This is a genomic window from Amycolatopsis sp. NPDC043887, assembly GCF_056435665.1.
In genome coordinates this window covers 162276-186564 of record NZ_JBWKEB010000008.1, presented here as the reverse complement: position 1 = coordinate 186564, position 24289 = coordinate 162276, and the positions used below count along the sequence as shown (strand labels likewise).

Here is a 24289-nt window from a genome sequence, read left to right as displayed (position 1 = left end):
TCACGCCTTCCGGAACCGCCACGTCTTGCTGTCGAAGGCCACACACCACGAGGGCGAAAGCATGACGACCCGCAGGGTGCCGTCGGCGGCGACGTCGATGCCCTCGGTCTCGAAGTTCCCGCTGCACATGCTCTTCAGCGGGAGCTGCCCCAGCGACGTGACCCGCCCGGTCACATCCGAACCGGACAGCGCGCCGGAAAGGTCGACCTGCAGCAGCGGCTTCGTGGTCCCGAACAGTGCGCCCTCGGGGTCGTCGGACGCACACAGCAGCCGGGTCGCGGTGACGAAGTCGCAGCCCTGGATGTCCCGCACCGGCTTGTCGAGCCGGATCGCGGACGCGTACGGCAGGTTCGCCGACGGGTTCGTATGCGCGACGCCGGGCATCGGGTGCACGAGGAGCCGGTCCATCGTGCCCCACTCACCGGCCACCATCCAGCGGGCGTCAGGGGTCACGGCGGCGAACGAGTTGTTGTTCGCCTCCCACGACTCCAGCGTGTGCGTGTAGTTCGCCCAGGTCCCGTCGGGCGACTCGACGCGGAAGAGTTTCGCTCCCCTGTCGTCGCGCTGGTACGGCTCGACGTACCAGCCCCGCGCGGAGCCAGGGTCTCCGACGTGGTTCCAGCCCTGGGACGACAGGTTCACGGGAACGGTCGCGATCCCGGTGTAGCGGTAGATCGTCCCGGACGGCCGTTCGATGGTGGCCAGGCCCTGGCCCTCGTCGAGCGGGCGGGCGTTGTCCGAGCCGACAGTGGTCCAGCCTGTGACGGCTTGGGCGGCGGCGGGTGAGAACACCGCGACCAACGCGGCGATGGCGAGCACGATCCCGGTTCTACGCATGAAGGCTCCGTCCCGGCGGGTTTTCGCTGGCGCGTACTGATTACCAGCGAATTCCGGGACGGGCAGCCACCATGTGAAGGATTTTCAGATTTTGTCCGGTTTCGGACACCGGACGGACACTCAGTCGCCCGGCTTGAGACCGTCGTAGATCTTCTTGCAGTCCGGGCAGACCGGCGAACCGGGCTTCGCCGACTTCGTCACCGGGAAGACCTCACCGCACAGCGCCACCACGTGCGTGCCCATGACCGCGCTTTCGGCGATCTTGTTCTTGCGCACGTAGTGGAACATCTTCGGCGAATCGTCGTCGGTGCCGTCGGTGCCCTCGGGACGGGTATCCGGCTTCGGAAGGGTCTGTGTACTCACCCCTCCATAATGCCCCAAATCCTCCTGCGCACACCGACGACCTGGCAGGATCTCGCCCATGTTCCAGAAGGTGCTCGCGACGTTCGGCTCGGGCGGGGCGAAGATCGACGCCCGGTTGCTCGACCGCACGGTCTCCCCCGGCCGCCCGTTGCGCGGCGAGGTCCTGCTGCTCGGCGGCGAAGTCGATCAAGAGATCAACGGCCTCTCAGTGAAGCTGCTCGCCAGGGTCACCCTCCCGGACGAACGCCGCCCCGGCGTCGAGGACCTCGAGTTCGGCACCCAGCAGCTGGCGGGCAACGAGCGGATCGGGCCTGGGCAGCAGGTCCGCATCCCGTTCGAGGTGGCCCTGCCCTGGGAGACACCGATCTCCAGCGTCTTCGGCAAGCCACTGAACGGGATGGCCGTCGGCCTCCAAACCTGCCTCGACATCGCCAACTCCGTGACCGACCCGGTCGACGTCGACGGCGCCGCGATCGAGCCGCTGCCCGCGCAGAAACGGATCTTGGACGCCTTCAGCCGGATCGGCTTCCTCTTCCGCGAGGCCGTGCTGGAACGCGGCCGGATCAACGGCGCCGTCCAGCAGCTCCCGTTCTTCCAGGAGATCCGCTTCACCCCTTCGCCGCGGTTCGCGCCCGTCTTCACCTCGGTGGCGGTGACCTTCCTGTCCTCGCCGTCGGAGACGCAGGTCGTGCTGGAGGTGACCAAACGGGTCCGGGTGTCCAAGAGCGGCGGGTTCGGCGGACGCGGCCAGGAGTTCCTCGGCCTGTTCAAGGTCGACCACGCGGCGCTCGACCGGGTCAACTGGGAGCCACAGCTCGAAGGATGGCTGCACGAGGTGGCCAAGGCGCGCGGGATCTTCGACTGATGGACTGGCCCACCGCGATCACGAGGCTCGGCGGCGATCACCGGATCGCCGCCGTCGCGTGGAACGACCTCGAAACCCGCTACTCCGAACCACATCGCCGATACCACGATCTCCGGCACGTCACGGCCGTCGCCCACGACAGCGGCGACCTCGCCGTCGCCTTCGGCCTGGGCGCCCGCGAACGCGCCCTCGTCGCCATCGCCGCCTGGACGCACGATGTCGTGTACGACGCCCGTCCCGGCGAGGACGAACGGGCGAGCGCGGCCTGGACGCGGGACGAACTCACCAACGCCGGCGTCCCCGAAGCGGATGTCGAGCGCGCCGGAGAGCTGGTCCTGAGCACAATCCATCACGCCGCCCCGGACGACGACCTCCTCGCCACGGCGCTGCTCGACGCCGACCTCGCGATCCTCGGCGCCACACCGGAGCGTTACGAGGAGTACGCGAGCGGTGTCCGAGAGGAGTACTCGATCTACTCCGACGAGGACTGGCGGGCGGGACGCGCGACCGTGCTGGAGAACCTGCTGGCCAGGCCGCGGCTGTATCGCAGCGACATCGCGCGGGCACGCTGGGAGAGCAAGGCGCGCGAGAACCTCGCGAACGAACTGACCCGATGGCGTGACGCGGACCCACATCACCGATGATGTTCGTTCGTGACTCCGCAACTGTCCCTTCACGAAGAGGTCGCCTCCGCCCTCGCCGCCGGTGACCCCGTCGTCGCGCTGGAGAGCACCATCCTCTCCCACGGTCTCCCGCCCGGCCGCAACCTCGACGTCGCCCGGCGGCTGGAGAACATCGTGCGCGACGGCGGCGCCGTCCCCGCGACCATCGCCGTCCTCGACGGCGTCCCGCTGATCGGCCTCACCGGCGAGCAGCTGGAACGCGTCTGCGCGCCCGGCGCGGACCTGGACAAGCTCTCCCTGCGCGACATCGGCCCGGCCGTCGGCCTCGGGCGCTCCGGGGCCACGACGGTCGCGAGCACCGCGGCGCTGGCCGCCGCGGCCGGGATCGGCATGTTCGCCACCGGCGGGCTGGGCGGCGTGCACCAGGGCGCGGCGCAGAGCTGGGACGTCTCGGCGGATCTCGGCGTCCTCGCGAAGGTGCCGACCACGGTCGTCTGCTCCGGGGTGAAGTCGGTGCTCGACATCGCCGCGACACTCGAAGTGCTGGAGACCAACTCCGTACCGGTGCTGGGCTACCGCACCGGCGAGTTCCCCGCGTTCTACCTCCGCTCGTCCGGCTTCGAGGTGCCGTGGCGGGTCGACGACACCGCGCAGGCCGCCTCGGTCATCGCCGCCCACCGGGCGCACGCGGATTCCGGTGTCCTGCTGGCGAACCCGATCCCGGAAGCGTCCGAAATGGACAAGGAACTGCACGACCGGCTGCTCGCCGAAGGGTTGGAACTCCTCAAGTCACGAGGCGTGCACGGCAAGGACGTCACGCCCGTGCTGCTGGAGCACTTCCACACCGCCAGCGAGGGCGTGAGCCTCGACGCGAACGAGGCGCTGGTGCTGTCCAACGCGGAACTGGCCACCGAAGTGGCCGTCGCGCTCGCCGGGAACGCCGCGTGAGCGGCATCGTCGTCGTCGGCGACGTCGGCCTCGACGTGGTCGCGCGGCACGAAGGCCCCATCCCGCACGGCGGCGACATCCGTGCGAAGGTCCACTTCACCAGTGGCGGCGCGGGCGCGAACACCGCGCTGTGGCTGCGGGCCGAGGGCACGGAGACCACGCTGGTCGCGCGGATCGGGGACGATTCCGGCGGCCGCATGGTGAAGAGCGAACTGGAAGCGGCGGGCGTCCGCTGCGAGTTCGCGGTGGACCCCGAGGAACCGACGTTCTGCGTCGTGGTGCTCGTCGACGGCGCCGGTGAGCGGAGCATGCTCGCCGACCGCGCCGCCAACGCGAAGTTCAGCCCCTCAGACATCACCGAGGCGGCCCTGAGCGGGGCGAGCCACCTGCACCTCTCGGGTTACGTCCTGCTGTACCCGTCGTCACGGCCGGCCGCGCTCGCCTCCCTGGCGGCGGCGAAGAAGGCCGGGCTGACGACGTCGGTCGACCCGCAGGCGGCGACGCTGATCACCGATCCCGCGGCCTTCCTCGACGACGTGCGCGGCGTCGACCTGCTGATGCCGAACACCAGCGAACTGGTCGCGCTGACCGGGGCGAGCGATCCCGAGGCGGCGAAGGAACTGCTGGACTACGTCGGCGAGGTCGTGGTCACCGCCGGTCTCGACGGCGCCAGCTGGGTGGACGCGAGCGGCACCATCACCTCGGTGCCGTCCCAGCCCGCGGAGTGCGTCGACTCCACCGGCGCCGGCGACGCGTTCGACGCCGGTGTGCTCGCGGCGTGGCTGCGCGGCGAGTCCACCGTGGAGGTGCTCCGGGCGGGGACGCGGCTGGGTGCCCGCGCGGTCGCGAAGGTCGGGCCGCAGCCGTAGCGAAAAACTGACATGAAAGGCCCCTTCATTGCGAAATTTGCAATGAAGGGGCCTTTCATGTCACGCGGCTGGGAGCGCGAAACGGGTCAGCCGCCGTCGATGACGCGATGGCCGCCGCTTTCGATGCGGGTCGGTTCGGCCTGGTAGCGGTTGACCTTCTCGCTCTTGCGCGGCGGCCGGTCGTTGGCGATCAGGACGGCGACCCAGGGCAGCGGGATCGAGATCGCGATCAGTGCCAGCGCGAGCCACCAGGTCTGGTAGAAGATCCCGGCCAGGATCAGGCACGGGATGCGGAACGACATCATGATGATGTACTTCCGCTTCCGCTTGGCCAGCTGGTCTTCGTAGGACGGGGCGGCTTCGGTGATCAGCACCGGAGCGGGTTCCCTCGGCTCGGGACCGTGGGCGGGCGCGTTCACAGCACCACCTCCGGCTTCCATGCTCCCACTCGCCCGGCTCATCCGACAGCCGGGTGGGTGAGCCGGTGCAGAGCCGCGACCACGAGCGTCTCGACGCCGGCCGAAAGCGTCGGATGCGGGATCGGCGCGAAGAGCGGCGAATGGTTCGACGGGACGTCCTGTTCGAAGCGCCCGGCGGTCATCGCGGCGATCACCTTGCCCTCGTCCAGGCCGCCGACCAGCCAGAACACCGACGGGACGCCGGCCGCGCGGCCGAACTCGCTGAAGTCCTCACTGCCGGTGACCAGCGGCGCGGGCATCACCCGGCTCTCGCCGAAGTGGTCACGGAAGGCGGCGGTGAGCCCCTCGGTGGCCGCGTCGTCGTTCTCGGTGACCGGGAACGCGCCGATCCGCTCGATCTCCGGCGGTTTCGGCGCACCCGCGGTGGCCGCCTCACCTTGGACGATCCGCTCGACCGCCGCGACGACCTTCTCCCGCACGGCCTGGTCGAACGACCGGATGTTGACCTCGAGGACGGCGTGGTCGGCGATGATGTTGTGCGCCGTGCCGACGTGCAGCGACCCGACGGTCACCACCGCCGACTCGGTCGCCGAGATCTCCCGCGACACGATGGTCTGGAGCTTGAGCACCACGGACGCGGCGAGTACCGCGGGGTCCACCGTGGTCTCGGGGCGCGAGCCGTGCCCGCCGCGGCCGTGCAGGGTGATCCGGAGCGCGTCGGTGGCCGCCATGATCACGCCCGGCCTGGTCAGCACCCAGCCCGCCGGACCGGGCACGACGTGCTGGCCGAACACGACGTCGGGTTTGCCGGCGGGCCCGAAGACCCCGTCGCGGACCATGCCGACGGCGCCATCCCCGGCCTCCTCCCCCGGCTGGAACACGACCATCAACGTGCCGGACCAGTGCTCGCGTCCGGCCGCGAGCAGCGAAGCGGCACCGGAGAGCCAGGTGGCGTGCATGTCGTGGCCGCAAGCGTGCATCACCGGGACTTCGCGGCCGTCGGCGTCGACACCGCGCGCGGTGCTCGCGTACGGCAGGCCGGTCTTCTCCTCGACCGGCAGCGCGTCGATGTCGGCGCGCAACATCACCTTCGGGCCGGGGCCGTTGCGCAGCACGCCCAGGACACCGGTGCGCCCGATCCCGGTGTGCACCTCGTAACCGTCGGCCTCCAGGCGCTTCGCCAGTTCGGCGGCGGTGCGGGTTTCGGCGAACGACAGCTCCGGATGCCGGTGGAGGTCGGTGTACAGGTCTTCCAATCCGGGCAGCGCCGCCTGCAGCGGCGCCAGGACACGTTCGAGGCTCACCACGCCATCCTGGCAGTATTACCGAACGTGAGCACACGAGCGGCCCTCCCCGACCTGTCCGACGACGCCTGCGCGAGGCTGCGGGACGCCTTCCGCCGGACGGGGTACGACACCGACGGCGTGGTCGGCGCCCTCGGCTCCGCGCACGCCGCCCTCGGCCGCGGCGAACCGGAACTCGCCTACCGCGCGACCCGCGACGCGGGTGAGCTCGGCACGCTGATCCGCCTTTTCCTGCTGGGGTCGACCGAACCGGCGAAGGACGTCGAGGCCGCTTTCGCGCCACTGTCTCTCGATGACGCGGTCGCCGCCACGCTGCTCGTGCCCGCCTCCGACGGCTACCGGGCCGGACTCGACGTCCGCCCGCACGGCGACGACGAGGGCTCGTGGTGGGTCGTCTCCGACCTCGACGCCGACGTCCTGGGCACGACCGTGCCCGAAGACCACGTGCTCGGCGTCGGGCACGCCTCGCTCAGCCTGATCCGGGCCACCAGCCGCCGCGAGGTCGGCAGCCTGCTCGACGTCGGCACCGGCAACGGTGTCCAGGCGCTGCACGCCACCCGGCACGCGAAGAAGGTCACCGCGACCGACGTCTCGGCCCGCGCGCTGGCACTGGCGGCGGCGACGTTCCGGCTCAACGAACTGGACGTCGAACTCGTCCGTGGCGAATGGTTCGCGCCGGTCGCGCGGCGCCGGTTCGACCAGATCGTGTGCAATCCGCCGTTCGTGGTCGGCCCGCCGCGGGTCGACTACACCTACCGCGACTCCGGGCTCGCGGGTGACGACGCCAGCGCGCTCGTGGTGCGCCAGCTGCCCGGGTTCCTCAACGACGGCGGCACGGGTCAGCTCCTGGCGTCCTGGCTGCACGTGAAGGGTGAGGACTGGGGCGATCGGGTGACCCGCTGGCTGCCCGCCGAGACCGACGCGTGGTTCGTCCAGCGGGACATCGCGGACCCGGGCCTGTACGTCGGCACGTGGCTGCGGGACGCGGGCATCGATCCCCGTTCCCCCGAAGGCCGCGCGAAATCCGGAGCGTGGCTCGACTGGTTCGACGAAAACGACGTCCAGGGGATCGGGTTCGGCTTCGTCACCCTCCGGCGGGCGGACGGCGCGACTCCGACGATCGTGTGCGAAGACCTGCGCCAGGCTTACGACGATCCGCTGGGCGCCGAGGCCGCGAACTGGCTGGATCGGGTGGAATGGCTTCGCGCCAATGGTGATTCGCTCCTCGATGTCCGGTTCCGGGTGCCGGAAACGGTGCTTCTGGAGAGCGTCGCCGAGCCGGGCGAGGAGGGCTGGGCCACGACCGTCCAGCGGCTGCACCGCACCGACGGGCCCGGGTGGTCGCACGAAGTGGACGAACTCGCGACACGGCTGCTCGCGGGCTGCCAGGGCGCGCTTCCCCTGGAGGACCTGATCGTGCTCCTGGCGGCCGCTCAGGGTCTCGAACCGGAGGAGCTGGCCGAAGCCGCGCTGCCCGTCGTCCGGGAACTGGTCCGGCACGGCATGCTCCTCCCCGCCGTCTGATGCGGGCGGTGGTGGCGAGGGTCACGGAAGCGAGCGTGACCGTCGGCGACGAGGTGACCGGCGCCATCGACGAGCCGGGTTTGCTGGTGCTGCTGGGAATCCACGTCGACGACGACGTGTCCAAGGTGGCGACGATGGCCCGCAAACTGCACGAAGCTCGCATACTTCGCGACGAGGAATCCTGCGCCACCACCGGCGCTCCCCTGCTCGTCGTAAGCCAGTTCACTCTTTACGGCGACACCCGCAAAGGCCGCCGTCCGTCCTGGACGGCGGCCGCCCGGCCCGAGGTCGCCGAGCCCCTCGTGACAGCCGTCGTCGACGCGCTGCGCGAACGCGGCGCGCGGGTCGAAACCGGCCGCTTCGGGGCCATGATGGCCGTCCGGAGCGTGAACGACGGTCCGTTCACCGTCCTCCTAGAGGTCTAGACCACGATTCTTTCTCCTCGGCACGAGCATTCTCAGGAAAAGCTCAGGGTTGGTGGAGCAACGCCCCAGGTCAGCCGCCCGTCTCCTCTGTAGCCGCCGGGAACGTTTTCGGACCTCCCGGCGTTGAGCCAAGTGTCCAGCCAAGCTGGGCCGACGAGGAGTAGCCGGTTTTCCACAGGGCCTGCTACGCCGAGACGGACCGGCGGACAACCGCAGCACGTTCAGCCCGTGACCGGGGAGGCAGAATGTCAGTCCAGACTCTCGAACGCGAAGCGCGCGGGATTCGCGAGCGCCGTATCCCGGCGCAATCCACCCAGGAGCCGGTGAGCACGGGGGCGCTCACCGACGCCGACCTCGACGCCCAGAGCCCGGCCGCGGACCTCGTTCGCGTGTACCTCAACGGAATCGGCAAGACGGCACTGCTGTCCGCCGCCGACGAGGTCGAGCTGGCCAAGCGCATCGAAGCGGGCGTGTTCGCCCAGCACATGCTCGACACGGCCGAGGGGCTCACGCCGAAGCGGCGTTCGGAGATGTCCGCTCTCGTGCGTGACGGCCACGTCGCGAAGAACCACCTGCTGGAGGCCAACCTCCGCCTCGTGGTCTCGCTCGCGAAGCGTTACACCGGCCGGGGGATGCCGCTGCTCGACCTGATCCAGGAGGGGAACCTGGGTCTGATCCGCGCGGTGGAGAAGTTCGACTACTCCAAGGGGTTCAAGTTCTCGACCTACGCCACCTGGTGGATCCGCCAGGCCATCACCAGGGGGATGGCCGACCAGGGACGCACCATCCGGCTGCCGGTCCACCTGGTGGAACAGGTGAACAAGCTGGCGCGCATCAAGCGTGACCTGCACCAGCAGCTCGGCCGGGACGCCACCCACGAGGAGCTGGCCGCCGAGTCGGGTATCCCGGCGCACAAGATCTCCGACCTGCTCGACCACTCGCGTGACCCGGTGAGCCTCGACATGCCGGTCGGCACCGAGGAGGACGCCCCGCTCGGTGACTTCATCGAGGACTCGGAGGCGACCGACGCCGAGAGCGCCGTGATCTCCGGTCTGCTCCAGGACGACCTGCGCCGCGTGCTCGCGACGCTGGACGACCGCGAGTCCCAGGTGATCCGCCTGCGCTACGGCCTCGACGACGGCCAGCCGCGCACGCTCGACCAGATCGGCAAGCACTTCGGGCTCTCCCGTGAGCGCGTTCGGCAGATCGAGCGAGAGGTCATGTCGAAGCTGCGTCAGGGTGAGCGGGCGGACCGCCTGCGCGCCTACGCTTCGTAATGCCACAACACCTTTCGGCGCGGAAAAAGCAACACCCGTTCGGCAGCGTTGACTTATGACCTGCGTCACGAGACCGTCGAGCAGGCAATAAGTCTTCGCGGTCGGGCGTTCGCGCCCGGATCGCTTTCCCCGGGAGGTCGGGTCCGTCGGGGTGGGCCCGGCCTCCCGAACTAATTTGTGGGGCCCGGCGACAAAATGCGGAGTGCGAATTGCAGCCGGCCCGGTGGGTCGTGAGTGGGATTTCGTGTTCTCACCGTCCTTGCCACTCACGAGGTCCAGCACCGGCGATGTCACGTGACCGACCGGACGACACGCGTGACTGGATGAACGACACGACCGCGGCCGGGTTCCGCCGAGAGTCGTCCGCCCGAACACGCGTGTCGTCCCTCTAAGCACGCGTGTCGTCCGTCCAGTCACGCGAAACCGCCATCCACGCACCGGCAGTACGTACCTAAGACACCCTCGGCTCGCCGGCGTCGGCGCCCACCGGCAGTGGCCTCGGTTACGTCAGCCGTGGCCTCGCGGACGCCTTGGCCGGGCTTGGGTACCGTGAGCGGGTTCCCGATGCCGGCAAAGGAGCCCGCGCAGTGGCGCCCACCACGTTCCAGTACACCGAAGTCCTTCCGCTCGCCAAGGACACCCACACCGAGTACCGGCTGATCGGCACCGAAGGTGTCGAGGTCGTCGAAGCCGCGGGCCGGAAGTTCCTCAAGGTCGAGCCCGAGGCGCTGACCAAACTCGCCAAGACCGCGATCACCGACATCCAGCATCTGTTGCGCTCGTCACACCTGGCGCAGCTGCGCGCGATCGTCGACGACCCCGAGGCCAGCGGCAACGACCGCTTCGTCGCGATGGACCTGCTGCGCAACGCGGCGATCTCCGCCGGCGGCGTCCTCCCGATGTGCCAGGACACCGGCACCGCGATCGTGATCGGCAAACGCGGCGAGGGCGTGCTCACCGGCGCCGACGACGAGCGTGCGCTGTCGCGCGGTATTTTCGACGCCTATCAGGAGTTGAATCTGCGCTATTCACAGATGGCGCCGGTGAATTTCTGGGATGAGCGCAATACGGGCACCAACTTGCCCGCACAGATCGAGCTCTATCACAAAGATGGCCAAGGCGACCCGAGCTATGAATTCCTGTTCATGGCCAAGGGCGGCGGCAGCGCGAACAAGACGTTCCTCTATCAGGAAACGAAAGCCGTCCTGAACCCGAAGCGGCTCGCGAAGTTCCTCGACGAGAAGCTGCGCAGCCTCGGCACCGCGGCCTGCCCGCCGTACCACCTCGCGATCGTCGTCGGCGGCACGTCGGCGGAGTTCAACCTGAAGGTCGCGAAGCTCGCTTCCGCCCGCTATCTCGACGACCTGCCCACTGAGGGTTCCGAGCTGGGCCACGGTTTCCGCGACGTCGACCTCGAACAGCAGGTGCTGGAGATGACGCGCCAGTTCGGGATCGGCGCGCAGTTCGGCGGAAAGTACTTCTGCCACGACGTCCGGGTGATCCGCCTGCCGCGTCACGGCGCGTCCTGCCCGGTCGGTGTCGCTGTCTCGTGCTCGGCCGACCGTCAGGCGAAGGCGAAGATCACCGCCGACGGCGTGTTCCTGGAGCAGCTGGAGCGCGACCCGGCGCAGTTCCTGCCGGACGTCACCGAGGACGATCTGTCCGACGAGGTGGTGACCGTCGACCTGAACCGGCCGATGGCCGAGATCCGCGCGCAGCTCTCGCAGCTGCCGGTGAAGACCCGCCTGTCGCTGACCGGTCCGCTCGTCGTCGCCCGCGACATCGCGCACGCGAAGATCGCCGAGCGGCTCGACGCGGGTGAAGAGATGCCTCAGTACCTTCGCGACCACCCCGTGTACTACGCGGGCCCGGCGAAGACGCCCGAGGGTTACGCGTCGGGCTCGTTCGGGCCGACCACCGCGGGCCGCATGGACTCCTACGTCGAGCAGTTCCAGGCCGCCGGCGGCTCGCTGGTGATGCTGGCGAAGGGCAACCGGTCCAAGAAGGTGACCGCCGCGTGCAACGAGCACGGCGGGTTCTACCTCGGCTCGATCGGCGGCCCGGCCGCGCGGCTCGCGCAGGACTGCATCAAGAAGGTCGACGTCCTCGAGTACGCCGAGCTGGGGATGGAAGCGGTCTGGAAGATCGAGGTCGAGGACTTCCCCGCGTTCATCGTCATCGACGACAAGGGCAACGACTTCTTCGAGGCCACCTCGGAACCGGTGCTGCAGATCAGCTTCCGCTGACGTCCGTGAAGGCCTCCTTGCCTACCCTGAAGGTAGGGAAGGAGGCCTTCACGGACCTCATGGCACGTCCTGGCGTTATCGCATCTGCTTCAGGACCACGGTCCGCTCCCCCAGCGGCGCCGACAGCGCCACCGAGATCACCGGATGCCGGATGTCCATCGTGCACATCTGGCCGGTCTGGCCCTTCAGTTCGGTCAGGTTGACGGTGACCCTGGTCCCGTCCTGCTGCGCGGCCTCCGCCGTCGCGTGCCCGCAGCCGCCTTCCTGGCCGCGGATGTTCAGGATCGTCCCGCCGTTGCTGGTGTACACCTCGCGCGGGTAGTCCGCGGGCAGCGCCGACGCGTCGAGCTGCTTGTCCGGCAGCTTGGTGCTGCCTTCCGGAACCTCCTGGCGAGGCGCGCCCGGCACACCCGGCTGGCTCCCCGGCGCGGGCGTCGGGGACGAGGACGGCGGCGCGGTCGGCGACGGCGGCACGGTACTCAGGGTTCCGCTCCCGGGTCCGGCCGCGGGTTCCGCTGCCTGGTTCTGCGCCCCGCAAGCGGATACCGCAACGACGATCAGGCCAAGGCCGATGACATTCGTTAAGTACCTCATGTGGCTAGGACGGAACGAGGCCGCGGTGGGGTTGCACATGATCTCAACCCGCTTACAAGACGACGGTCCGGGCCCCGACCGGCTCGGCGAGTTTCACCGGCAGGACGGCGTAGCGGATCACCTGCGGGCACATCTGCCCCGGCTTCCCGTGGTCGATGGTCACGTGGACCACGACCCGCTGCGCGTTCTCTTCGGCGAGGTTCGCCCTCGCCTGGTCGCAGCCGCTCAGTTCGAGGTGCACGTTCAGGCCGCCGTTCTCGGCGCTGACCTGCGCGGGCAGTTCGGTGTCGACCTGGGACGGCGGCAGCATCTTGTCCGAGGGCGGCGGGCCGACGGTCGGCCGTGACATCGGCGGTTTCGCCGCCGGCGGGCTCGCCGGGAGCGAGGTGGGCAGATCCGAAGATGTGGTGACGACCGGAGGGGTGCTCGTGTTCGCCGGCGCTCCGGGGCCGCCCGCGCCGCAGGCCGCCGTCGTCGCGGCGAGCACAAGCCCCGCGCCCAGCGTCTTCGCTGCGTTCATCATGGTGTCAAGACGGAACGAACCTCGCGAACGGTTGCATCACCGCTGGGCCGCGCGGCCCCGGGCCAGCCCGAGCAGCACCACCCCGGCGAGCGTGACGGCCAGCAGCAGCACGGTGCTCGCCGACGCGAGGAACACCTGGCCCCGGTCGGTGAGCGCGAAGATGCTCGCGGGCAGCGTGCGCCAGTCCGGCGGGTACAGCATCATCGTCGCGCCCAGTTCGCCCATCGACATCGCCAGCGCGAGGCTCGCGGACGCCGAGATCGACGGCAGCAGCACCGGCAGCCGCACCCGCAGCAGCACCCGGACCGGCGAGGCGCCGAGGCTCGCGGCGGCCTGTGCCAGCAGCGGATCCATCCGCGCGATCGCGGCGGAGACCGTGCTGTAGGAGAACGGCAGCAGGATCATCACGTGCCCCAGCAGCACGATCCAGCGCGTGCCGTTGAAGGCGAGCGGCGGACGGCTGAACGCGACGAGCAGCGCCAGCCCCAGCACCACCGACGGCACCGCGATCGGCAGGTGGAACAGGGTGTCGACGGCCTTCCGCAGCTTCGGCGGCACCGACTGCGACGCGAGCGCGGCCCACGTGCCGAGCAGTACCGACACCAGCGACGCGATGACACCGGTCTGGATGCTCACGGAGAGGCTCGCGAACGTCTCCCCGGACAGCGCCTGCGCGAAATGCGAGCCGGTGAGCGCCCCCGGCAGCAGTCCTGTCCAGTTCCCGGCGACCGACGCCAGCGCGATCATCAACAGCGGCGCCAGCACGATCGCGGTGAACAACACCGCGAACACCGCCCACAGCAGGACACGGCTACGCCTGGTCCACAGCAGCACGACGGCCTCCCTTCGTCAGTCGCCGGTAGGTTCCGTACAGGGCGAGGGAGAAGACCACGTTGACCACCGCGATGACACAGGCCTGTGGGAAGTCGAAGGTGACGATCCCCTTGCCGTAGACCAGCATCGGCAGCGTCGTGACGTCCTTCGCGCCGAGGAAGAGCACGATGCCGAACTCGTTCATCGCCAGCAGCATGGTCAGGCAGGCGCCGGATGCCAGTGACGGCAAGGCTTCCGGGAGAATGACCTGGCGCAGCACGCGGCCGGGTTTGGCGCCGAGGCTGGCCGCGACCTCCATCTGCGCCGACGAGACCTGGCCGAACGCGGCGAGCGCCGGCCGCATCACGAACGGCGTGTAGAAGGTGATCTCCGCCAGCAGGATCCCGAACGGCGAGTACAGGAACCCGCCCGCGCCCAGGATGCCCGCGCTGCCGTAGATGAAGGTGAACGCGAGCGCGATGAGAAACGACGGGAACGCGAGCACGGTGTCCACCAGCCGCGAAAGCGTTCGCGCGCCGGGGAACGGCACGAAAGCGATCACCAGCGCGAGGAACGTCCCCAGCACCACACAGCCCGCGGTGGCGGCGAGCGCGAGCGCGACGGTCTTCCAGGCGGCGTCCCGGAATTCCGCCGAGCCCAGCACGTCCAGCCAGACCGACAGCCCGACCTCGCCGGTCTTCGACTCCAGTGATTGGAGAACGACCAGTACGAGCGGATAGCCGAAGAACCCGAGCAGGACGAGCACCGGCGGCAGCAGGAGCCAGCCGCGTCCGGGCTGTTTCTCCCGCCGCCGCGCCGGTGCGGCCGTCGCGGCCAGTGCGAGGCCGGTCATCCGACGCCCACCAGCGGGCAACCGTCCGGAATGGACACTCCGACCCGCTCCCCCACACTCGGAAGTCCGTCGATGTCCGGCACTTCGGCGCGGACCTCGTCCCCGTTGTGCGCGAGCTCGAGGTCGAGCCGGAAGCCCGTGCCGCGCCATTGGACACCGCGCAGCACCGCGGGCAGCGCGCCGGGGGCGTCCACCGCGGTGATCCCGATCCGGTGCGGCCGCACGCCGAGCGCGACGGACTGCCCCGTCCGGATCGTGCCTGCCGGATCCGCGGCCAGCTCGCGGTCGCCGAGCCGGACCCTGGTGCCGTCGGGGTGGATCAGCTCGACCGGGATGAGATTGGAAGCGCCGAGGAAGCTCGCGGTGAATTCCGTCGAGGGACGCTGGTAGAGCTCGCGGCTCCGGCCGAGTTCGACCAGCTTCGAGTCGCGCATGACGGCGATCCGGTCGGCCAGCGCCAGTGCCTCGCCCTGGTCGTGGGTGACGTAGATCAGCGTGGTGTCGGGGAGCTCGGCCCGCAGCCGCAGGAGTTCCGCGACCATGTCCTCGCGCAGGGCGGCGTCCAAAGCGGACAGTGGTTCGTCGAGCAGCAGCACACGGGGCCGGATCGCCAGCGCCCGCGCGAGCGCGACCCGCTGCTGCTGCCCGCCCGAAAGCTCACGCGGGTAGCGACGGGCGTACTCGCCCATCCCGACCAGCTCCAGCGCTTCGGCGACCCGGCTCGCCGTCTCGGCGCGAGGCGTTTTCCTCGCCTTGAGGCCGAAAGCGACGTTGGCCTCGACCCGCATGTGCGGGAACAGCGCGTAACTCTGGACGACGACGCCGAGGCCGCGCCTGTGCGGCGGCAGATCGGTGACGTCCTCGCCATCGAGCAGGACCCGGCCGGTGCTCGGCACGACGAAACCCGCGAGTGCCTTCAGGGCCGTCGACTTGCCGGAGCCCGACGGGCCGAGCATCGCCAGCGTCTCCCCTCTAGCCACGGTGAGATCCAGTGGTGAGAGGGCCGTCGTCTGGCCGAAGCGGACGGAAACGCCGCGGAATTCGACCGCCGGGGTCATCGGCCCACGGCCTTCTTGTACGCGGCCAGGTCGGCGTCGAGCTTCGCGAGGACGGCGTCCCAATCCGGCTGCCAGATCTCGACGCCGTCGAGAGCGGCCTTCACCTTGTCCGCCCGCGGGCCGGACGGCGTGACGTCGGTCCGCGACGGGGCACCGAAGGCGTCGACGACCTTGCCCTGCACCTCGGCTGAGAGCAGGAAGTCCAGGAACTTCCTGGCGTTTTCGGCGTGCGGCGCGTTGTTGACCAGGCCCGCGTAGTACGGGAGGGCGAAGGTGGAGCGCTTGCCTTGCGCGTCGGCCGGGAAGAAGACCTCGAAGCCGCCGCTCTTCTCGATCGCGGCCAGGTTCATTTGGACGTCGCCGTTGGCCACCAGGATCTCGGCCTTCGCCACCTTTGGCTGCAGCTTGCCGGTGGAGGACGACGGGCCGACGTTGTTGGCTTCGAGCTTCGCGAGGTAGTCGAGTGCGCCCTGGTCACCGAGTACGTGCTGGAGTTGCAGCAGGACCGCGGTGCCGTCGCCCGCCTCGCCGGGGGTCGAGTACTGGAGCTTGCCTTTGAGCGACGGGGACAGGAGGTCGTCCCAGGTCTTGGGGGAGACCTGCGGGTTGCGGATGAAGCTGAGGTAGTTGTTCATGATCGCGAAGTAGCGGCCCTGGCCGTCCTTCTGCCCGGCGGCGACCTGGTCGATACCGGCGGGGGCCGTGGTGGCGAGCAAGCCCTGTGACGCGGCCCGCTGGATGAACGGCGGGAGCGTGACCAGGATGTCGGCCTGGGTGTTGGCCTTCTCCTTCTCCACCCGCGAGGCGACCTCGCCCGATCCGGCGGTCACCGCCTGGACGGTGATCCCGGTCTTGGCCTTGAACTCCTCGAAGCGCTGGGCGTACCAGTCTTCCAGACCGTCCACTGTGTACAGCGTGACGGTCTGGTCGCCGGAAGCGCCACCGGCGGTTCCGCCACAGGCGCCCAGGGTGAGGGCGAGCAGCCCGGCGAGGGCGGTGGCCGCGAGTTTCTTCATGTCGTCAAAGCTCCTTTTAGGACAGCAGGGCGGGGAGGTCGCGGACGGATTCGAGGACGTGGGTAGCGCCGGCGGCTTCGAGCTCCGGCTTCTTCGCCGATCCGGTGAGCACGCCGGCGACGATCGAGGCGCCGGACCGCAGCCCGGTCTGGACGTCCGAAGCGGTGTCACCGGCGACGGCGATCCTGCGGACGTCGGTGATTTCGAGCCGCAACGCGGCCGCGAGGACCAGGTCGGGGTACGGGCGGCCTCGGACACCCTCGCCCGGGGCCAGCACGGCGTCGGCGAGGCCGTGCCAGCCCAGCGCGTCCAGGATCGCGTTCTGCGTGGCCGGTGCGAAGCCGGTGGTGAGCGCGACCTTCACCCCTTGGGCGCGCAGTTCCTGGATCGTCTGCTCGGCGCCGGGAATCGGCTCGCAGCGGCCGTCGGCGACGAGTTTCTCGTAGGCGTCCTGGAAGGCGATGTTCGCGCGCCGGGCGAGTTCTTCGTCTCCGTCGAGCAGTGCGCGGAAGACGACGATCTTGGACTGCCCCATCGTTTCGACGACGTAGTCGAGCATTCCGGGAAAGAGACTGTCCTCTTCGGACACTCCGGCGGCGGCGATCGCCGCGGTGAAGGCGCGGATCACGAGGCCGTCGTCGACGACGGTGGTCCCGGCCATGTCCAGGACGACGAGTTCGGTGTTCACCAGGACAGCTCCTCTGCGGTGTCTTCGGCGATGGCGGGGGAACAGGTCATCCCCCGGCCGCCCGGTCCGGTGACGAGCCACGCGTTGTCCGCGACGCGGGCGCGATGCACGATCCGGGTGGTGTCGGTGGTCTGGGCGTAGACGCCGGCCCAACGGCGGGCGATGCGCGGGAGCGGCCGTCCGAGCAGCTCGCCGGCGACCTCGGCCAGGTGGTCGTACGGGTCTTCGGTGGTGTCGAACGAGAACGGCTCGTCGTATTCGTGGGTGTCGCCGATGGTCAGCGACCCGTCGAGGCGCTGGACCATGAGCAGCTGCATGGCGTTGGCCGCGGCGATCTCTCCCTGGGGCTGGCTCGCGTTGAGACCGTCGAGGGCCTCGCCGCGGTACGCCGGGTAGTACCGGAAGCTGTCCGCGTCGGCGACCGTGGTGGTGAGGGTTTCCCCGAGCGGCTCGGTCTGCGCCATCTGCAACCGCACCCGGCGGACCGGGGGCTGCCCGGCGAGTTCCTTGACCAGGCCACCGGTCCAGGCGCCGGTGCACAGCACCACGACGTCGCCTTCGTGGGTTTCGCCCGCGTCGTCGACGACGCCGCGATCGGCCAGGTCGCGGATCTCACGGCCGGGCATCCAGGTGTATCGGCCGGATTTCGCCAGCTCGGCGCGCAGGGCGGGCTGGGCGACGCGCGGTTCGACGGCGGCGTCGCGGTCACACCAGAGCGCGCCGAGGAAGTCACCGCGCAGGGCCGGGTTCAGCTCCCTGGTCTCGGCTGCGTCGAGCAGCTTGAAGCCGCGGTCCTCCGTGCTCGCGGCCGAGGCCTCGGCGACGGCGAGTTCGGCCTCCGTGCGGACGACGGTGAGTGAGCCGTTCGGCCGGAAGCCGATCCCTTCGACCCGTTCCCCGATGCGCTCCCACAGCACTCGCGCCCGCGCGGCCGTCTCCAGTTCGGGGCCACTGGCGCGGCCGCCGACCCAGACCAGGCCGAAGTTGCGCACGGACGCGCCCCTGGCCTCGGGTTCCCGTTCGATCTGGACGACGTCGTGGCCGCGTTCGACGGCCTGCCAGGCGTGCTGGGTGCCGAGCACTCCGCCGCCGATGATGAGGATTCGCACACCGCAGACGCTCGCCTGCGCGCACCAACGCTCCGTGACCCCCGCCCTAACCGCAGGTGAAGTGCCTCCGAAATGTGGACCAGACCTGTTATCCTCGCGTTACATTACCTCGCGTTTCGTCCTCTCGATGCGGTCGTTGAATCCGCAAATACCGCGTTCAGAGGACCAAATGCGGCAGGTGGCTACTCCACGCGGCCCAGTCGGGTCTCGAAGGAGAGCCGGTCGCCTCGGAACAGCGACCGGACGCGCTCGAACGGGATCCCGTCGGGCCCCCACGACGTCCGGTGCATCAGCAGCATCGGCAGCGCCGGGTTCGTCCCGATCAGCAGGGCCTCCCGGGGCGTGGCGAGCACGGTCTCGACCCGCTCCTCGGCGCCATCGAAGACGACCCCGAGCCGCTCCCGCAAACAGGCGTAGAGCGACTGTGTGGGATCGAACACATCCATCAGCGTCGGGAATCGCGCGGCGGTGAGATAGGTCGATTCCAGCCCGACCCGCTCGTCGTCGGCGAGCAGCACCCGTTCGATGTGGATGACGTCGTCTTCGGGGTCGATTTCCAGTTCCGAAGCCAGCGACGGGCCCGCTTCCCGGCGTTCCAAAGAGATCAGATTCCGCCCTGGTTGAATGCCCTGCCTCCTGAGTCCTTCGGTGTAACTCACCAAGGCGAGCGGCTGGACGAGCTTGGGGCCCGCGACGTACGTGCCGCTCCCCTGCCGCCTGCTCAGCCGCCCTTCGAGCACGAGTTCACCGACGGCCTGGCGGACCGTCGCGCGGGAAACCTCGAATCGTTCGGACAGTTCCCTTTCGGTGGGAAGTACCGCTCCTTGCCCTAATTCGGAGATCACGTCGAGCAGATCGACTTTGACCGCGTAATAGCGGGGAATGCGGCCGTGCTCGGGAATTCCGTCCCGAACCGGGCCGTCGGCGGGTGGATGAAGTCTTGGCGAACGCGCTTTCACGATCCAGATCCTAGGCCCGTTTCCCCATGCCTGTACTGACCCGAACGAAGTGTTCATGCCACGCTCACACTCGTGGACGAAACGGGCACCTCGTTCGGCGGATCGGGCAGGTGTGACGGAGCGTTCAGCCTTCCGGCGGTTCCGGCGCTCGCCGGTCCAGGAGTAGAGGCGTTGGGCGCTCCGGACCACGCCATTCGTCGGCAGTCAGGCCCGGACGTCCGTTAATCACCACCATCGGCCGAAAGATCCGAAGAAAGTTGGTTGTCCCGGCGTATGCCCACCTGCTGTAGTCAGTTGGCCGCAGTCAGTCTCCCTGCCTCCACTGTGGACAGCCGGAAGGAATGAACCCTTGAACATCAAGCGTCGGTTCAGCCTGCTCAAAAAGACCCTGATCGCCGTCGCGGCGGCCGGAACCCTGGCGGGTCTCGCCACGGCTCCGCAAGCCGCGGCCGCGCAGCCGCCGTCCACCGACGTGGTCGGTGGCACCCGCGCCGCTCAGGGCGAATTTCCTTGGATGGTAAGGCTTTCCATGGGCTGCGGTGGTGCGCTCTACACCCCGCAGATCGTGCTGACGGCCGCGCACTGCGTGTCGCGGACCGGGGCCAACACGGGGATCACCGCCACCCTCGGCGTCGTGGACCTGCAGAGCACGGCGGCCAAGAAGGTCAAGTCGACCTACGTGTACCGGTCGCCGACCTATCCCACCTCCACCGGCGGTGACTGGGCGCTGATCAAGCTCGCCAGCCCGGTCAGCGGCATCCCGACGCTGCCGATCGCCACCACGACCGCCAACAACAGCGGCACGTTCACCGTCGCCGGCTGGGGCGCCGCGACCGAGGGCGGGGCGCAGCAGCGTTACCTCCTCAAGGCCAACGTTCCGTTCGTCTCCGACTCGACCTGCAAGGCGCAGGGCGGCAGCTACGCCGACCTGATCGACAGCGCCGAGATCTGCGCGGGCAACGTCAACTCCGGCGGCGTCGACACCTGCCAGGGTGACTCGGGCGGCCCGATGTTCCGTCGCGACAGCGCCGGTGCCTGGATCCAGGTCGGCATCACCAGCTGGGGCGAGGGTTGCGCGCGGGCGCACGCTCCCGGCGTCTACACCGAGGTGAGCACCTTCGCGACCGCGATCAAGAACGCGGCCGCCGGTCTCTAGTCTCTCGCACGGCATGCCCTGAAGGTCCCCTTCACCACAGCGACGAGGTGAAGGGGACCTTCTCGTTTCAAGGGGCTGCCGTGTCGCGGCGAGGGCAGTTCTCGGCCGCCCTGCCACCGTGTCGCGAAAGCCACTGTGACCCAGCCTCACCTCACCGGCGAAGTCCGTGAAGGCCTCCTTCCCTACCCTGAAGGTAGGCAAGGAGGCCTTCACGGACTTCGCGGCAACCTCAGCGGGTCTTGTCCAAACGCGACAGTGTCTCTTCGTACCCCGACACCAGCTCCGAGATCACGTCGGCGACCGGGCGCACCCGGTCCATCCGCCCGACGATCTGCCCCACCGGCATCGAGACCACGCTCGGATCGGCCGCGTGGTGGATCCGGTTGTGCGCGTGGGAAACGAGCAGGTTCTGCAGCGGCATCGGCAGCGGTTCGGGCGCGTCCGGCGCGGCCCACGCCTCGGTCCACCGCGTCTTGAGCAGCCGCGCCGGTTTACCGGTGTAGATCCGCGTCCGGACGGTGTCGGACGAACCCGCCGCGACCAGCGCGCGCTGCATCGCCTCGGACTCCCCCATGGTCTGGAGGTATTCCTCGGTGGCGAGCCAGAAGGAACCCATCCACACCCCGGACGCGCCCAGCGCGAGCGCCGCCGCGACCTGCCTGCCCGAGCCGATCCCGCCGGCGGCGAGCACCGGGACGCGGTCGCCGACGGCGTCCACCACCTCGGGCAGCAGGACCATCGACGCGATCTCGCCGGTGTGCCCGCCCGCCTCATAGCCTTGCGCCACAACGATGTCGACGCCGTTGTCGACATGCCGCACGGCATGTTCGGCCTTGCCCGCCAAGGCCGCGACCGGCACGCCCTTCGCGTGACACTGCTCGATGACGTCCACCGGCGGCGACCCCAGCGCGTTGGCGATCAGCCGGATGGGGTGTTTCAGCGCGACCTCGACATGGGACCGGGCGACCGAATGCAGCCAGCCCAGCACTCCCGCGCGTTCGTCGGTGTCGTCGGGCAGCGGCGGCACCGCGAGATCGCGCAGCGTCCGCTCCACGAAGTCGCGATGCCCCTGCGGGATGTGTTTCGCGAGATCGATCGACGTCCCTTCGGCCGGGATCTTCGCGGGCATCACGATGTCGACGCCGTAGGGCTTTCCGCCGGTGTTCTCGTCCATCCAGGACAGGACGGCGTCGAGCTCGGCGGCGTCGTTGAACCGCACGCAGCCCAGCACGCCGAGACCACCCGCCCGGCTGATCGCCGCGGCGACGTGCTCGGACGGGGTGAACCCGACGATCGGCAGTTCGATCCCGAGCCGGTCGCACAGAGACGTCCGCATGAAACTCCTTACGCCGGTTGAATGGTGATGGGCTCGTGCTCGGCGGCGTAGCGCTGCGCCCAGGGATAGTCCGGTTTCCCGCTGGGTGACCGCCCGATCTCCTCGGCGAGCCAGAGACTGCGCGGCACCTTGTAGCCGGCGATCTCGGTCCGTACGTGCGCTTCGAGCGCGGCGACGTCGAGATCCTTGCCGGAGCGCGGCTGGATGACCGCGGCCACCCGCTGGCCGAGCCGGTCGTCGGGGATGCCGATGACGAGCGCGTCGAAGACGTCCGGATGCGACTTGAGCGCGCCCTCCACTTCCTCCGGGTACACCTTCTCGCCGCCGGTGTTCACGCACTGCGACCCCCGTCCGAGCAGGGTCACCGTGAGGTCTTCCTCGTAACGCGCGTAGTCACCCGGGACGACGTACCGCTTGCCGTCGACCTCGACGAAGATCTTCTCGGTCTTCGCGGGGTCCTTGTAGTACCCGAGCGGGACGTGCCCGCGCCGGGCGATCAGGCCGATCGCGCCCGGTTTCGGTTCGACGAGCGCGCCGTCGTCGTCCACCAGGATCGCGTCCTTGCCGAAGTTGACCCGAGGACCGGCGGAATGATCGCTGTCCTTGCTGACCATGCCGATGCCGGTGAACCCGCTTTCGGACGAACCGATCGCGTCGGTGATCACCACATGCGGGAGCAGTGACAGGAATTCCTGCTTCACCGACTGGGAGAACAAGGCGGCGTGACTCGACACCGCCACGATCGACGACGCGTCGTAGTCGCCCTCGCGATAGGCGTCGATCAGCGGCCTCGCCATCGCGTCACCGACGATGGTGAGCACCTGGACCTTGTTGTCCTGCACGGCTTTCCAGACCTCGTGCGCGTCGAACCGCGGGACGAACACGACCGGGCTGCCGGTGAACAGCGCGCCGAACGCGGCCCACTGCGCGGCGCCGTGGATCAGCGGCGCGGCCGGGAGCCGGACCAGGCTGCCCGACTTGCCCTGCTCAGCGAGCGTCCACTCGTCCGGGACGTACTCGCCGGTGACAAAGTTGATGCCGCCACCGAGCGCCCGCCAGATGTCCTCGTGGCGCCACAGGACGCCCTTGGGATAGCCGGTGGTGCCGCCGGTGTAGAGGATGTAGATGTCGTCGGCGCTGCGCTCGGCGAAGTCCCGCTCGGGGGAGCCTTCGGCGAGCGCGGCTTCGTAATCCACGCCTCCATAGGACGAGTAGTCGCCGTCGCTTCCGTCGTCGACAACGACAACGTGTTTCAGTTTCGGCGTCTCCGGCAGGACGGCCGCCACCTTGTCCGAATACTGGCGCTCGTGGACCAGCGCCACGAGGTCGGCGTTGTCGAACAGGTACCGCAGTTCGCCGTGGACGTAGCGGTAGTTGACGTTGACCGCGATCGCGCGCAGCTTGTACGCGGCGATCATCGATTCCAGGGCCTCGATCGAGTTCCGGGAATAGACACCGATGTGGGATCCGGGTCCCACGCCGTGTGCGGCGAGATGGTGCGCCAGCCGGTTGGCGCGCTCTTCCAATTCGGCGAAGGTGACCCGCCGATCGCCGCAGACGACCGCGATGCGCTCCGGCACGGCGTCGACGGCGTGCTCGAGTAGATCCGCGATGTTGAGTGCCACTCCCTCAAAGTAGAACATGTTATCGTTCTGGGCAATGGCCGCTCTTTCAGTGAAGTCAGTGGAGGTCCCGGTGGGCGAACCGCACGCGCTGGTGGAAAAGATCGAACACACCCTCGTGGTCACGATGAACCGGCCGGAGGCCCGCAACGCGCTCAGCGGCGAGATGCTCGGGATCATGGTCGAGGCGTGGAACAGGGTCGACGAGGACGACGACATCCGGTGCTGCGTGCTCACCGGCGCGGGTGGCGCGTTCTGCGCGGGCGCGGATCTGAAGTCGATGTCGAAGAACTCGCCGTCGGACTCGTTCGAGAAGGGCACGTTCGATCCCAGCCGGATCGAGGGCCTGCTCAAGGGCCGCCGGCTGACGAAGCCGTTGATCGCCGCCGTCGAAGGCGCCGCGATCGCCGGCGGCACGGAGATCCTGCAAGGTACGGACATCCGCGTCGCGGGTGAGAGCGCGAAGTTCGGTGTGTCCGAGGCGCGGTGGAGCCTGTTCCCGATGGGCGGTTCGGCCGTGCGGCTCCCCCGCCAGATCCCGTACACCGTCGCCGCCGACCTCCTGCTGACCGGACGGCATATCACCGCGGCCGAGGCGCTGGGGATCGGCCTGATCGGCCACGTCGTCCCGGACGGGAAGGCGTTGGACAAGGCACTCGAACTCGCGGGCCTCATCTCCGCGAACGGTCCCTTGGCGGTCCGCGCGATCCTCAAGACCATGCGGGACACCGAAGGCACGCACGAGGAAGAGGCCTTCAAGCTCGACGCCCAGTACGGCATCGAGGTCTTCGCGAGCGAAGACGCGAAGGAAGGCCCCCGCGCCTTCGCCGAGAAGCGCAAGCCCGTCTTTCGGGGCCGCTGA

General features: G+C 69.2%; 25 protein-coding genes. 10 read left to right on the top strand and 15 right to left on the bottom strand.

The genetic code is table 11. From position 1 onward, the window contains the following. Nucleotides 1–837, bottom strand: a complete 837-nt coding sequence (locus AC069H_RS22620; protein ID WP_478227801.1) for a hypothetical protein — start codon at nt 835–837, stop codon at nt 1–3. Between the two features lie 120 nt (nt 838–957). After that, nucleotides 958–1200 carry a DUF3039 domain-containing protein gene (locus AC069H_RS22615; protein ID WP_007033595.1) on the bottom strand — a complete coding sequence of 81 codons (243 nt, stop codon included), beginning with the start codon at nt 1198–1200 and terminating at the stop codon, nt 958–960. A 58-nt stretch (nt 1201–1258) separates the two neighbouring features. Between AC069H_RS22615 and AC069H_RS22610 the strand changes: the two genes are divergently transcribed. From AC069H_RS22610 to AC069H_RS22595, 4 genes are read left to right on the top strand one after another with little or no spacing between them, the layout of a single operon-like run. Then, nucleotides 1259–2065, top strand: coding sequence for a sporulation protein (locus tag AC069H_RS22610; RefSeq protein WP_478233728.1), 807 nt, complete (start codon nt 1259–1261; stop codon nt 2063–2065). Continuing rightward, entirely contained in the window at nt 2065–2709 is a 645-nt protein-coding gene (locus AC069H_RS22605; protein WP_478233727.1) for an HD domain-containing protein, read from the top strand. Before AC069H_RS22610 ends, AC069H_RS22605 begins: the two co-directional genes overlap by 1 nt. 9 nt (nt 2710–2718) lie before the next feature. Further along, nucleotides 2719–3636, top strand: a complete 918-nt coding sequence (locus AC069H_RS22600; protein ID WP_478233726.1) for a pseudouridine-5'-phosphate glycosidase — start codon at nt 2719–2721, stop codon at nt 3634–3636. Beyond that, the gene (locus AC069H_RS22595) at nt 3633–4505 is read left to right on the top strand and encodes a carbohydrate kinase family protein (protein ID WP_478233725.1); all 873 of its coding nucleotides are present in this window, start codon (nt 3633–3635) and stop codon (nt 4503–4505) included. The genes AC069H_RS22600 and AC069H_RS22595 overlap by 4 nt, the downstream gene beginning before the upstream one ends. Before the next feature lie 86 nt (nt 4506–4591). Here AC069H_RS22595 and AC069H_RS22590 read toward each other — a convergent pair whose 3' ends face one another. Next, complete coding sequence (locus AC069H_RS22590) at nt 4592–4945, bottom strand: DUF3099 domain-containing protein (RefSeq protein WP_340688462.1); 354 nt, start codon at nt 4943–4945, stop codon at nt 4592–4594. A 17-nt stretch (nt 4946–4962) separates the two neighbouring features. Next, nucleotides 4963–6228, bottom strand: coding sequence for an amidohydrolase (locus tag AC069H_RS22585; protein WP_478233724.1), 1266 nt, complete (start codon nt 6226–6228; stop codon nt 4963–4965). Between the two features lie 27 nt (nt 6229–6255). On the opposite strand from AC069H_RS22585, the gene AC069H_RS22580 reads away from it, so the two are divergent. The 4 genes from AC069H_RS22580 to AC069H_RS22565 all read left to right on the top strand — a co-directional run bounded on the left by AC069H_RS22580 (nt 6256) and on the right by AC069H_RS22565 (nt 11700). Beyond that, nucleotides 6256–7752, top strand: coding sequence for a DUF7782 domain-containing protein (locus tag AC069H_RS22580; protein ID WP_478233723.1), 1497 nt, complete (start codon nt 6256–6258; stop codon nt 7750–7752). Further along, nucleotides 7752–8177, top strand: a complete 426-nt coding sequence (dtd, locus tag AC069H_RS22575) for a D-aminoacyl-tRNA deacylase (RefSeq protein ID WP_340685184.1) — start codon at nt 7752–7754, stop codon at nt 8175–8177. Before AC069H_RS22580 ends, dtd begins: the two co-directional genes overlap by 1 nt. 245 nt (nt 8178–8422) lie before the next feature. Beyond that, nucleotides 8423–9454 (top strand): sigma-70 family RNA polymerase sigma factor, encoded by a 1032-nt coding sequence (locus tag AC069H_RS22570; RefSeq protein WP_255632714.1) that lies wholly within the window; start codon nt 8423–8425, stop codon nt 9452–9454. 587 nt (nt 9455–10041) lie between these two features. After that, nucleotides 10042–11700: a fumarate hydratase gene (locus AC069H_RS22565; RefSeq protein ID WP_125675324.1), complete on the top strand. Its 1659-nt coding sequence runs from the start codon at nt 10042–10044 to the stop codon at nt 11698–11700. A 75-nt stretch (nt 11701–11775) separates the two neighbouring features. Here the strand turns inward: AC069H_RS22565 and AC069H_RS22560 are convergent, their stop codons facing one another. The 9 genes from AC069H_RS22560 to AC069H_RS22520 form a co-directional block, all read right to left on the bottom strand. Beyond that, nucleotides 11776–12174 (bottom strand): hypothetical protein, encoded by a 399-nt coding sequence (locus AC069H_RS22560; RefSeq protein ID WP_478233722.1) that lies wholly within the window; start codon nt 12172–12174, stop codon nt 11776–11778. Between the two features lie 172 nt (nt 12175–12346). Continuing rightward, a complete protein-coding gene (locus tag AC069H_RS22555) occupies nt 12347–12817 on the bottom strand; it encodes a hypothetical protein (protein WP_478227793.1) in 471 nt (156 codons plus the stop codon). 36 nt (nt 12818–12853) lie between these two features. Next, entirely contained in the window at nt 12854–13651 is a 798-nt protein-coding gene (locus AC069H_RS22550; protein ID WP_478233721.1) for an ABC transporter permease, read from the bottom strand. Then, nucleotides 13629–14483, bottom strand: a complete 855-nt coding sequence (locus AC069H_RS22545; RefSeq protein WP_478233720.1) for a 2-aminoethylphosphonate ABC transporter permease subunit — start codon at nt 14481–14483, stop codon at nt 13629–13631. The genes AC069H_RS22550 and AC069H_RS22545 overlap by 23 nt, the downstream gene beginning before the upstream one ends. After that, the gene (locus tag AC069H_RS22540; RefSeq protein ID WP_478233719.1) at nt 14480–15541 is read right to left on the bottom strand and encodes an ABC transporter ATP-binding protein; all 1062 of its coding nucleotides are present in this window, start codon (nt 15539–15541) and stop codon (nt 14480–14482) included. The genes AC069H_RS22545 and AC069H_RS22540 overlap by 4 nt, the downstream gene beginning before the upstream one ends. After that, a complete protein-coding gene (locus AC069H_RS22535) occupies nt 15538–16557 on the bottom strand; it encodes a 2-aminoethylphosphonate ABC transporter substrate-binding protein (protein WP_478233718.1) in 1020 nt (339 codons plus the stop codon). The genes AC069H_RS22540 and AC069H_RS22535 overlap by 4 nt, the downstream gene beginning before the upstream one ends. Nucleotides 16558–16573: 16 nt before the next feature. Beyond that, nucleotides 16574–17248, bottom strand: coding sequence for a phosphonatase-like hydrolase (locus AC069H_RS22530; RefSeq protein ID WP_478233860.1), 675 nt, complete (start codon nt 17246–17248; stop codon nt 16574–16576). Then, complete coding sequence (locus AC069H_RS22525; protein ID WP_478233717.1) at nt 17242–18354, bottom strand: TIGR03364 family FAD-dependent oxidoreductase; 1113 nt, start codon at nt 18352–18354, stop codon at nt 17242–17244. The genes AC069H_RS22530 and AC069H_RS22525 overlap by 7 nt, the downstream gene beginning before the upstream one ends. Nucleotides 18355–18536: 182 nt before the next feature. After that, on the bottom strand, nt 18537–19313 hold the full coding sequence (locus AC069H_RS22520) for a GntR family transcriptional regulator (RefSeq protein ID WP_007033614.1): 777 nt from the start codon (nt 19311–19313) through the stop codon (nt 18537–18539). Nucleotides 19314–19662: 349 nt separating this feature from the next. Here AC069H_RS22520 and AC069H_RS22515 point away from each other — a divergent pair, with 349 nt between their 5' ends. After that, a complete protein-coding gene (locus tag AC069H_RS22515; RefSeq protein ID WP_465452166.1) occupies nt 19663–20469 on the top strand; it encodes a S1 family peptidase in 807 nt (268 codons plus the stop codon). Between the two features lie 229 nt (nt 20470–20698). Here the strand turns inward: AC069H_RS22515 and AC069H_RS22510 are convergent, their stop codons facing one another. Both AC069H_RS22510 and AC069H_RS22505 read right to left on the bottom strand, forming a co-directional pair. Beyond that, on the bottom strand, nt 20699–21805 hold the full coding sequence (locus tag AC069H_RS22510; protein WP_340685176.1) for an NAD(P)H-dependent flavin oxidoreductase: 1107 nt from the start codon (nt 21803–21805) through the stop codon (nt 20699–20701). A gap of 8 nt (nt 21806–21813) precedes the next feature. After that, nucleotides 21814–23430, bottom strand: coding sequence for an acyl-CoA synthetase (locus AC069H_RS22505; protein WP_478233716.1), 1617 nt, complete (start codon nt 23428–23430; stop codon nt 21814–21816). Between the two features lie 70 nt (nt 23431–23500). On the opposite strand from AC069H_RS22505, the gene AC069H_RS22500 reads away from it, so the two are divergent. Further along, on the top strand, nt 23501–24289 hold the full coding sequence (locus AC069H_RS22500) for a crotonase/enoyl-CoA hydratase family protein (protein ID WP_478233715.1): 789 nt from the start codon (nt 23501–23503) through the stop codon (nt 24287–24289).